This window comes from Thiobacillus denitrificans, from assembly GCF_001530125.1.
Classification (GTDB): Bacteria; Pseudomonadota; Gammaproteobacteria; order Burkholderiales; family Thiobacillaceae; genus Thiobacillus; species Thiobacillus denitrificans_C.
Map to the genome: position 1 here is coordinate 34047 of NZ_LDUG01000024.1, position 9681 is coordinate 43727.

General features: G+C 62.3%; 11 protein-coding genes, 1 tRNA gene and 1 rRNA gene. 7 read left to right on the forward strand and 6 right to left on the reverse strand.

All coding sequences use genetic code 11. The annotated features are described in order from the left end of the window. The 3 genes from ABW22_RS09615 to ABW22_RS18030 form a co-directional block, all read left to right on the forward strand. The coding region (locus ABW22_RS09615; protein ID WP_157648595.1) for a GDP-mannose 4,6-dehydratase at positions 1-496 on the forward strand (496 nt) is incomplete at its 5' end. A 466-nt stretch (positions 497-962) separates the two neighbouring features. Then, positions 963-1499: a pyridoxal-phosphate dependent enzyme gene (locus ABW22_RS18025; RefSeq protein WP_237763291.1), complete on the forward strand. Its 537-nt coding sequence runs from the start codon at positions 963-965 to the stop codon at positions 1497-1499. After that, on the forward strand, positions 1418-1957 hold the full coding sequence (locus tag ABW22_RS18030) for a pyridoxal-phosphate dependent enzyme (protein WP_237763292.1): 540 nt from the start codon (positions 1418-1420) through the stop codon (positions 1955-1957). Before ABW22_RS18025 ends, ABW22_RS18030 begins: the two co-directional genes overlap by 82 nt. Before the next feature lie 104 nt (positions 1958-2061). On the opposite strand, the gene recJ is transcribed toward ABW22_RS18030, so the two are convergent. Next, complete coding sequence (recJ, locus tag ABW22_RS09625) at positions 2062-3756, reverse strand: single-stranded-DNA-specific exonuclease RecJ (protein ID WP_059755546.1); 1695 nt, start codon at positions 3754-3756, stop codon at positions 2062-2064. Positions 3757-3889: 133 nt separating this feature from the next. Between recJ and ABW22_RS09630 the strand changes: the two genes are divergently transcribed. Both ABW22_RS09630 and ABW22_RS09635 read left to right on the forward strand, forming a co-directional pair. Continuing rightward, positions 3890-5353: a 2Fe-2S iron-sulfur cluster-binding protein gene (locus tag ABW22_RS09630; RefSeq protein ID WP_059755521.1), complete on the forward strand. Its 1464-nt coding sequence runs from the start codon at positions 3890-3892 to the stop codon at positions 5351-5353. A 140-nt stretch (positions 5354-5493) separates the two neighbouring features. Further along, on the forward strand, positions 5494-5943 hold the full coding sequence (locus ABW22_RS09635; RefSeq protein WP_059755526.1) for a hypothetical protein: 450 nt from the start codon (positions 5494-5496) through the stop codon (positions 5941-5943). On the opposite strand, the gene ABW22_RS09640 is transcribed toward ABW22_RS09635, so the two are convergent. The 5 genes from ABW22_RS09640 to ABW22_RS09655 form a co-directional block, all read right to left on the reverse strand. Further along, positions 5925-6200: a hypothetical protein gene (locus tag ABW22_RS09640; protein ID WP_059755529.1), complete on the reverse strand. Its 276-nt coding sequence runs from the start codon at positions 6198-6200 to the stop codon at positions 5925-5927. The two genes, ABW22_RS09635 and ABW22_RS09640, sit on opposite strands and share 19 nt — an antisense overlap. Then, entirely contained in the window at positions 6200-6793 is a 594-nt protein-coding gene (locus ABW22_RS18035; RefSeq protein WP_237763293.1) for an E3 ubiquitin ligase family protein, read from the reverse strand. Before ABW22_RS18035 ends, ABW22_RS09640 begins: the two co-directional genes overlap by 1 nt. Then, a complete protein-coding gene (locus ABW22_RS18040; protein ID WP_237763294.1) occupies positions 6735-7160 on the reverse strand; it encodes a hypothetical protein in 426 nt (141 codons plus the stop codon). The genes ABW22_RS18035 and ABW22_RS18040 overlap by 59 nt, the downstream gene beginning before the upstream one ends. After that, positions 7160-7732: a LemA family protein gene (locus ABW22_RS09650; RefSeq protein WP_059755532.1), complete on the reverse strand. Its 573-nt coding sequence runs from the start codon at positions 7730-7732 to the stop codon at positions 7160-7162. Before ABW22_RS09650 ends, ABW22_RS18040 begins: the two co-directional genes overlap by 1 nt. A gap of 66 nt (positions 7733-7798) precedes the next feature. Continuing rightward, a complete protein-coding gene (locus ABW22_RS09655; protein WP_059755548.1) occupies positions 7799-8980 on the reverse strand; it encodes an iron-containing alcohol dehydrogenase in 1182 nt (393 codons plus the stop codon). Between the two features lie 291 nt (positions 8981-9271). Between ABW22_RS09655 and ABW22_RS09660 the strand changes: the two genes are divergently transcribed. Beyond that, positions 9272-9348: transfer RNA gene (locus ABW22_RS09660), tRNA-Met, on the forward strand. Between the two features lie 250 nt (positions 9349-9598). Next, positions 9599-9681, forward strand: a 16S ribosomal RNA gene (locus ABW22_RS09665); the annotation flags it as partial.

Consider the following 9681-nt stretch of genomic DNA (forward strand, 5'->3'; position numbering starts at 1 on the left):
GCTGTTGCGCTATTTCAATCCGGTGGGCGCGCACGAATCAGGGCTGATCGGCGAAGACCCTCGCGGTATTCCCAACAATCTGATGCCGTATGTGGCGCAGGTGGCGGTGGGGCGCCGGCCTCACCTCAGTGTGTTTGGCGGCGACTATCTTACGCCCGACGGCACCGGGGTGCGCGATTACATCCATGTGGTCGACCTGGCGCGCGGGCATGTGGCGGCACTCAACAGGCTGCTGCAATTGGGCGGGGTGCAGACCTGGAACCTGGGCACCGGTCGTGGGGTGAGCGTGCTCGACATGGTGCACGCGTTCGAAGCGGCCAGTGGAGAAAAAGTGCCGTACCGGATCGTGGCGCGCCGTGCGGGCGACGTGGCGCAATGCTGGGCCGACCCCTCGCGTGCCGCACGCGATCTTGGCTGGTGCGCGGAATACGACTTGCCACGCATGTGCGCGGATGCCTGGCGCTGGCAGCAGGGCAATCCGGAGGGGTACGTTTAAAGCCGGGGCAATTACAAGCTGTAAATTGCAAGTCTTGATTCATCGTATTGGCGGAGGCCGGTTTCTCGCTTTTTACGGAGCACCGGCTTTTTTACTATATGGGTATTTGACACGCCACGGGCGTGGCAACCCTGACCGGCGAACTCAGATTGCACCAATGGGTTGGGCTTTGCTGCCCAGCGTACTTCCTGTCCACAGCAGAATTGCTGAGGGGGGCGCCACGCACTAGATTTCTCGTCGCTGTGCCGGAGCGGTCGCGTGTACCCCCGGATCCGATTCCGGTTTGTTCGCTGTCAGCCTGGTTGCGTTGACGGCATAAAGTGATTGGCCGATGATTGTTGAATCGGGCTTGCTTGTCCGAAATTCAGCAACCGTTAAACACAACAGGCAGTCCGCCATGCCGCAAACCAAGTTCCTGCTCGACGAATAAGATATCCCCACCCACTGGTACAACGTGGTCGCCGACATGCCCAACCCACCGGCACCTCCGCTGGGGCCGGACGGCAAGCCAATCGGCCCCGAGGCACTGACGGCGATCTTTCCAATGAACCTGATCGAGCAGGAAATGTCGACCGAAAGGTGGATCCCGATCCCGGAGAAAGTGCGCGAGATTTATCAATTGTGGCGACCCTCGCCCCTGATCCGCGCGCATCGTCTGGAAGCGGACCTGGGCACGCCGGCCAAGATTTACTACAAGTACGAAGGCGTTTCCCCGGCGGGCTCGCACAAGGTCAACACCTCGGTCGCCCAAGCCTATTACAACGCCGAAGCCGGCATCAAGCGCATCGCCACCGAGACCGGTGCCGGTCAGTGGGGCTGCTCCATGGCGCTGGCCGGGCAGATGTTCGGACTGGAAGTGCGCGTCTACATGGTCAAGGTGAGCTACGGACAGAAGCCTTATCGCCGTTCCATGATGCAGACTTGCGGCGCGTTTTTGCCGACAAGGCAGCGGGCAAGAACGTGCGACTGGTGGCGGTGGAACCCACCTCCTGCCCGACCCTGACGCGCGGCCACTATGCCTATGATTTCGGCGACACCGCCAAGCTGACGCCGATGATGCTGATGTACACCCTCGGCCATGACTTCATGCCGCCCGGCATCCACGCCGGCGGCCTGCGCTATCACGGCGACTTGGCGCTGGTATCGCAGCTCTATCACGAGAAGCTGCTCGAAGCGGTAGCCGTGCCCCAACTCGCCACCTTCCAGGCCGGCGTCACCTTTGCCCGCGCCGAAGGCATCGTTCCCGCGCCCGAATCCAACCATGCCATCGCCGCCTGCATCGACGAGGCCCTGCGCTGCAAGGAAAGCGGCGAGGCGAAGACGCTCTTCTTCAATCTTTCAGGTCACGGCCACTTCGACATGGCGGCCTACGACAGCTATTTCAGCGGCAAGCTGGAGGACTTCGCCTATCCGGAAGAAGCGATCCAGGCCGCGCTGGAGCGCTTGCCGAAGGTGGGGTGATTGGCCGTGCGTGTCATGCCTGCCAGTGGCCGGTTTGCTGCATGTCAGGATGAGGGTGACGGTATCTGCGGCGAGACGATCGCAGTTTCAGCCGCAAGAAAATATCAGCTGGCGGGCTCCCAGTGTTGCAGCTTGAGTTGCAGCGTTTGCTGGCCATTGTATTCGTTGGGCATCAGAGCGTAGACGGCGCGGATGCGGTCGGGCAGCGGGTCAGCGTGGAAAAAGCGCATGGCTTCGAACACTTCGCCTGCACGCGCGAGTTTGAGCTTGAGGTGTTTTTCGCCGACGACACGCTGCGCCATGACGTCGAAGGTGGCGGTGAACAACGGGGCGGGGAAGCCTTGCCCCCAGACTGCGTGATCGAGCTCGATGGCGAATTGGTAGCTGTGGTCGGCGGCATCGAGTTCGCCGTCGGTTTCGATCACGCCTTCGAGGTCGGCCGGATCGATCAGTTCACGCACCACGGTTTCGAACGCCTGGCTGAATTCATCGTGGTGGCCGGCGGGAAGGCTGAGCCCGGCCGCCATGGCGTGGCCGCCGAATTTGAGGATGAGCCCGGGATGGCGCTTGTCGACCAGGTCGAGCGCGTCGCGCAGGTGCAGGCCGGGGATGGAGCGGCCGGAGCCCTTGAGTTCGCCGCTGTCGCTGCGGGCCAGCACGATGGTGGGACGATGGAACTTGTCTTTGAGCCGTGAGGCGAGGATGCCGATCACGCCGATGTGCCAGTCGGGCTGATAGGCGGTGAGGCTGTGGTTGTCGGTGGGGCTGAAGCTGGCAAGGATGGCGAGCGCTTCTTCCAGCATGTCGGCTTCGACGCCGCGCCGGGTGCGGTTGAGCGTGTCGAGCCGTTGCGCTAGCTGCTGCGCGGTGGCGGGATCGTCGGCCAGCAGGCATTCGATGCCGAGGGCCATGTCGTCGATGCGGCCGGCGGCGTTGAGGCGCGGGCCGAGCATGAAGCCGAGGTCGAACACGGTGGCGCGCGCGGGGTCGCGCGCGGCGGCGCGGAACAGCGCGTTGATGCCGGCGCTGGCTTTGCCCGCGCGCATCCGTGCCAGGCCGTTTTCAATCAGGGCGCGGTTGTTGGCGTCGAGTCTGACCACGTCGGCGACGGTGCCGAGCGCGACCAGATCGAGCAGGACGCGCAGGTCCGGTTCGGCTTGCGCTGCATACACTCCGCGCTGGCGTAGTTCGGCGCGCAACGCCAAGAGCACGTAGAACATCACCCCCACCCCCGCCAGATTTTTCGACGCGAAGCCGCAGCCGGGCTGATTGGGATTGACGATGCAGGCGGCATCCGGCAAGGCGTCGCCGGGCAGGTGGTGGTCGGTGACCAGCACCGGAATGCCGAGCGCGTTCGCGGCCGCCACGCCGTCGACCGCGGCGATGCCGTTGTCCACGGTGACGATCAGGTCGGGCTGGCGTTCGGCGGCGAGCTTGACGATGTCGGGGGTGAGGCCGTAGCCGTGCTCGAGCCGGTTGGGCACGATGAAATCGACTCGTGCGCCGAGCAGGCGCAGGCCGCGCACGCCGACCGCACAGGCGGTGGCGCCGTCGGCGTCGTAGTCGGCGATGATGAGCAGGCGCTTGTTTGCCGCAATGGCATCGGCCAGCAGCGCGGCGGCGCGCTCGATGTGCAACAGGCCGGCGGGCGGCAGCAACTGCGGCAGGCGGTGCGCGATCTGCTCGGGGTGGGTGACACCGCGCGCGGCATACAGCCGGGCCCAGGCGGGCGCGAGTCCGGCCTGTTCGAGGGCGGTGCGGGCATCGGCGGGGCAGGGGCGGGTGGTGACTGAAGGCATGGTGCGCTGGAGCATCGTGTAATTAAACCGTGGGGCGATTGTATTGGCAGAAGCACCGGGCAAGCGAATCAGTGATTCGGAATCGGGTGAATTGCCGATTCTGTCTGCCGGACGCACGTAGTAACATCGCAGCATGAGTCATTTACTCCCGCTTTCACGCGTCGCCAAGCTGGTTGGGCAGCCACGCCATACGCTGCAGGAAATGATCCGCAGCGGCACGCTGGCGACCTTCGACGGCATGGTCGAGCTCGACGAGTTGCTGCGTGCGTTTCCTGAGGTGAGGTGGGACGACGATGCAGAGTTCCGCCGGGTAACCGAAATCAAGGACAAGGCGTTTGCCAAGCGGGTGCGTGAGCGTGCGCTGCCGGACAAGGATGTGTTGGTGGCCCGACTGAACGAACTGGGCGGCGATTACGCGGCGGCCAAAGCCTTGTTGCTGCACTACGGCAATGTGATGATCTGGCTGGACGAGAAGATCGAAGAACTCGAGGAAAACGCGAGCGCCGAGACGCACCATGCCCTGCATACGGTGCGCGCGTTTCTATTGCGGAATCTGGCCGAAACACCGCCGGACGCCGTGCTGGCGCAGGCGGTGATTGCACAGGAAAGGATACTTAAACTTATGTCAGCTCATGTGACCATTCAGCCCAGTGGCCACGAATTCTATGTGGATGGCAACGACACGCTGCTCGAAGCCGCGCTGCGCAACGGAGTGTCGCTCAGCTATGGCTGCAGCAACGGCAACTGCGGCGACTGCAAGGCACGAGTAGTGTCGGGCGAGGTGAAGAAAGTGCACGCTCACGACTATGTGCTGAAGCAGGCCGAAAAGGACGCCGGCGTGATCCTGCTGTGCGCGTATGCGCCGGTAAACGACGTGGTGATCGAGGCCAATGTGGCCGAGGCGCGCGACATCCCGGTGCAGCAGATCACCGCCAAGGTCAAATCGGTGGAGGTGTTCAATCCCCAGATGGCCGCGCTGCACATTCTGGCGCCGCGCAGCCAGCGCCTGCGCTACCTCGGCGGGCAAAGCATCCAGGTTAGGGTCAACGGAGTGAGCGGGCGCTATGCGATCGCCAGTTGTCCATGCGATGACCGCCACATCGAAGTGCAGATTCCACACCGTCCCGACGATGCATTCGCCGAGGCGCTGTTCACCACGCTGAAAACCAACGATACGGTGGAACTGGAAGGGCCGTTCGGCGAATTCGTGCTGGACGAGGACTCGCCGCGACCGGTGATTTTTCTCGCATTCGGTGCTGGTTTTGCACCGATCAAGAGCCTGATCCAACACGCCATGTCGCTGGAGCTGGCCGAGTCGATGGACCTGCACTGGCTGGCTGACGAAGCAGGCCATTATCAGGACAACCTGTGTCGCGCCTGGGCCGATGCGCTGGATAATTTCAACTACGTGCCGCACGCGCACCGCGACGACCTCGATGCTGTGCTGGCAGACATCGTGCTGGATTACCCCGACCTGCATCGCTTCGATGTTTACGCAGCAGGCACCGCAACGCAGCTGGATCAGGCGCGGGCGCATTTTGTGCGCCACGGCCTGCCGGGAGCACGCTGGTTTGCCGGTGCGACCGACACTTATTGAACCGGTACAGACGAACTTGGATTGCCAATATTCATGGCGGCGCCACTTGGCTTTCCAATCCCGGGGTGTGCCGATTCAATGAACAGTCAAACCAGGCTGTTATTGGGTCTGCATCCAGGCTTTGGAATACAGACCCAATAATGCTGCGGGCCTTGCTTTATCTGTGGGCGCTTCCGGTGACCCTGCTCGGCATGCTGGTGGCGGCCATCGCGCGCAGCAGCGGCGGAACCTTGCTGCGGGTGGATGGTGTGCTGGAGGCTGCGGGCGGCTGGCCGGCATGGGTGTTAAGGCGGGGCTTTCCGTTCAGCGGCGCAGTGGCGGCGATCACGCTGGGGCATGTGGTGGTGGGCGAGTCGCTGGACGCGCTGACGGCAACCCGTGCACACGAGCGTGCGCATGTCAGGCAGTTCGAACGTTGGGGGGTGTTGCTGCTGGTGCTGTATCCGCTCGCCGGCCTGATCGCCTGGGCGCGCGGCGGCCATCCGTATCGCGATAATGTGTTTGAGTGCGAGGCGCGCGCTACGGAGTCTGCTGCGCGGGTGAAATCTGCTCGGCCAGGCTCAGCCGGGACTCACTCTACCGGGCGGTGAGCTTCTTCACCGGGTTCGCCGGTGTCGGGATCGATCCAGTCGGATATGCCAATTTCCTCCTCGGCTTCTTCCACCGTCTCGCCGGGTTCAAAGTCGCTTTCGGCGTTGTATTCCATGTCCTGTACGGCCTCCAGCATGCTCGGGAAGGGGCCATATTCCTCGCCGGTATCGGCATCGATCCAGTAGCAGCCATCGGGCCGCTCGATGATGCGGGTGTGATCGTAGTCAGGCGGCGTTTCGGGTATGAGATGTTTCATCATTGCGTGTCCTCCACGAACCAACTATAGGCAGTGCAACCGGCTTGGGCAAGCGTCAGGCCGCGGGGGTCGATGAGCATCAGGCCGGCCAGGGCGCTCAGCATCAGCACCAGATGCGCCCAGCTCCACAGGCGAAAATGCCGCACCAGTGCGGTGACCTCGCGGTTGGCAATGAGGAAGGGACGGCCATGCACCGGCTGACGCATGAGGTGGATACCGTCTTTCAGGCGGATGTCGAGGTGGGCGCGGTCAATCTCGTCGGCCGCGGCCTGGCGCGCGTGTCCCCATTCGTCGAGGCTGATTTCGCCGTCGCGGTTGGCGTCGAAGCGCGACAGCAGGACGGTCTTGTCCCGTTTCCATTCGGCCAGCAGAGTGGCGAGATCAGATTTTTTGTCGAGCATGGCGTTGGGCCCGCCCAAGGTGACGTGCTCGCCGATGACGTAAATGGTTTCGCCTTCAATCAACGTCCACTCTGTTTTGCGGTAGCCGCCTGTGTTTGAAACCTGCTTGCGCGAAGTCATGATTTCGGCGCCGTCAGGGTCGATCAGCACCTGGCCGCTGCCATCGCTGATGCCAAAGGTGTCGTGCGACACCCCGGATTCCACATGTTCCCAGCGGTCTCCGTTCTTGCGTTCGACACGGTAACCACAGGCAGGGCAGGCCGCTGATCGGGCTGACCAGGCCGGCGCCCGGCGGCGGCTGGCCGCGGCCCACCAACTCGATATAGCCTTGAGGCGCCGAGGCGATGCGCGAGGTCGGCGTGTCCGCCACGGTTCGATAGCGTTTGAGGTTGGCGTACCACGCCCAGAAGCTGGTCAGCCCGACCAGCGCAAAACTGATCTGCCAGCCGATGCGCGAGTGCAGTTGGAAACCGAGCAGCAGGATGAGCAGTTTGCCACCGCCCAGCGCGAGGTTGGCGTAATCGTGCCGCCATTCGGCAGCCCGGCGCGTGCGGAGCATCAGCTACTGAACAGTTGTTTCAGATCGACGTCTTTCTTTTCTTCGGCGGCAAACCGCAGCAGCGGAAACTGGCGGAAGCCGAACAGCCGTGCGACGACGGTGTCGGGGAACTGCTCGACGCGCACGTTGTTGACGTTGGCCGAGTCGTTGTAGAACTCGCGGCGGTCGGCGATAGCGTTTTCCAGCCCGCTGATGCGCGCCTGCAGGTGCTGGAAGGTTTCGTTGGTTTTCAGTTCGGGGTAGGCCTCAGCCACCGCAAACAGATTGCCCAGCCCCAGCCGCAGCGCGCCTTCGGCCTGCCCCAGTGCGGGAATATCGTGCGATGCGCGTGCGCTGGCCACCTGGCTGCGTGCCTGCATCACCTTTTCCAGCGTTTCCTGCTCGAACTGCATGTATTGCTTGCAGGTCTCGACCAGCTTGGGCAGTTCGTCATGACGCTGTTTGAGCAGGATATCGATGTTGGACCACGCCTTGCCGACGTTGTGCTTGAGCGTAACCAGCTGGTTGAAGATGAATACGCCGAAGACGGCGAACAGTGCGAGCACGATAAAAAAAGCCAGGAGGCCGGACATGAAGTGCTCCAGAAGTTGAGTCGCTGAAATAGCGGATGACGGGCGTGTAACTTGAGCGCGGCGCAGTTAAATCCGCGCGGTGAGAATGGCCGCGATTTCGCTGTCCTCGAGCAAGACCGGATTGGTTTTCATGCTGCTGCCGCGGCTGTTGGCCACAATGCGCGGGATATCGGCTGGCGTCACCCCGTAATGCGCCAGCGTCGGCAGCTTGAGTTCGAGGGTCCAGGCTTCCAGCGTGTTGATCAGGGCGGCATGGGCGGCAGTTTGGTCCAGGTGCCCTTGTTTGCTCAGCAAGCGCCCAACCTGCGCGTATTTTTCCAACGCCGGATGCACCGGTTCGCGTGTGCGCAGGGTTTCGATATTGAGGCGCGTCGCCGTCGCCACCAGCGTGCCGCATGCCACGCCATGCGGAATCGGGAAAAACGCCCCCAGCGGCGCGGCCAGTCCGTGTACCGAGCCGAGCCCGACCTGCGCCAGCGTGATGCCCGACACCAGTGCCGCATACGCCATCCGCTCGCGCGCCGCCGCATCGCCGGCGTCGGTATACAGGGCCAGCAGGCCGTCGCGCGCGGCTTTCATGCCGCCCCAGGCGAGCGAGTCTGTCAGTGGCGTCGCACGGCTGGAAACATAGGATTCCAGCAGCTGTGTGACGGCGTCCATGCCGTTCGCCGCAATGACCGAGGGCGGGCAGGTGGCCAGCAGATCGGGGTCAACCAGCGCGTATTCCGCCACCAGTTTCTCGTCACGGAAGGACTTTTTGTAGCCATCCGGCCCCTGCAGGCTCAGCACCGCATTCTTGGTGGCTTCCGAACCGGTGCCTGCAGTGGTCGGCACGGCAATGAACGGGGTGGCCGGACCGCAATAAGGCAGCTCGGGCCCCACTCCTTCCAGGTGATCCATCACCGAATTGCCGGGTTTGAGCAGGCCGGCAATCGCCTTGGCGGCGTCCAGTGCGCTGCCGCCGCCGATGCCAATCACGACATCAATTGGCTCTGTGCGCAAGGCGCGCACGGCCTCGTCCACCATCTGCGGTGACGGCTCGCCCGGAATGGCAAGGTGCAGCCACGAAATGCCCTGTCCTTTCAGCCCGGCTGTCACGCCTGGCCAGAACGGCGAGCTTTTCAGCGAGCCGGCACCGGTCACGAGCAATGCATGCGCGCCGTATCCGCGGGCGATGGCCGGTAATTTGGCCAACGCGCCTGAACCGAACTCGATGCGCGGCAAGCGCGAAATGGAAAACTCAGTCATGCGCACAATCAACTCCCATATCCATTTAAGCTGTGCATGGTAGCGACAAGGACAATGGCCTGTCTGCCTGTAAATTGTGCAGAAAACCCGGCCATGGCGCACCTGGCGGGATTGATGCCGCCACGCCATAGGCTGAGCAAAATCGGCTGGTCATCGCCAGTGTATTGAAATCATTGGGTATCCGGCTTTATGGCCAAGCGGGCCTGATCTAAAAGGCGAAGAAGTGTTGACGTCCCCCGGGGGGCTTTGCTATAGTTCCGCTTCTCGATTGACGCGAAACATTGCGACAGGCGCGGGGTGGAGCAGTCTGGCAGCTCGTCGGGCTCATAACCCGAAGGTCGTAGGTTCAAATCCTGCCCCCGCAACCATTTCGAAATAAGTGTTGATGTTTTATGTGAATCACGTAGAATGCGCACCTCTCCAGACGGCAACGCAGCGAAAGCTGAGTCGTTAAGAGATTGATCTTTAACAATTTACAGCCGATAGGTGTGGGTGTTGTTGCGGTAGCTGTCCTGGTTTTGGCTGGGGTAGCGCCTAGCATAAATGCTCACACTTGAATTGAAGTTAATTCATTTTGAGTTTGAGCGAGCAGTATTGTAGTAAGTAATATCAGAGATTGAACTGAAGAGTTTGATCCTGGCTCAGATTGAACGCTGGCGGAATGCTTTACACATGCAAGTCGAACGGCAGCACGGGGGCTT

What these genes read in the sequence shown, in the direction of transcription:
- ABW22_RS18025 (WP_237763291.1), top strand. Translation starts at nt 963, where the DNA reads ATGCCCAACCCACCGGCACCTCCGCTGGGGCCGGACGGCAAGCCAATC.
- recJ (WP_059755546.1), bottom strand. Translation starts at nt 3,756, where the DNA reads ATGCCTTCAGTCACCACCCGCCCCTGCCCCGCCGATGCCCGCACCGCC.
- ABW22_RS09630 (WP_059755521.1), top strand. Translation starts at nt 3,890, where the DNA reads ATGAGTCATTTACTCCCGCTTTCACGCGTCGCCAAGCTGGTTGGGCAG.
- ABW22_RS09635 (WP_059755526.1), top strand. Translation starts at nt 5,494, where the DNA reads ATGCTGCGGGCCTTGCTTTATCTGTGGGCGCTTCCGGTGACCCTGCTC.
- ABW22_RS09640 (WP_059755529.1), bottom strand. Translation starts at nt 6,200, where the DNA reads ATGAAACATCTCATACCCGAAACGCCGCCTGACTACGATCACACCCGC.
- ABW22_RS18040 (WP_237763294.1), bottom strand. Translation starts at nt 7,160, where the DNA reads ATGCTCCGCACGCGCCGGGCTGCCGAATGGCGGCACGATTACGCCAAC.
- ABW22_RS09650 (WP_059755532.1), bottom strand. Translation starts at nt 7,732, where the DNA reads ATGTCCGGCCTCCTGGCTTTTTTTATCGTGCTCGCACTGTTCGCCGTC.
- ABW22_RS09655 (WP_059755548.1), bottom strand. Translation starts at nt 8,980, where the DNA reads ATGACTGAGTTTTCCATTTCGCGCTTGCCGCGCATCGAGTTCGGTTCA.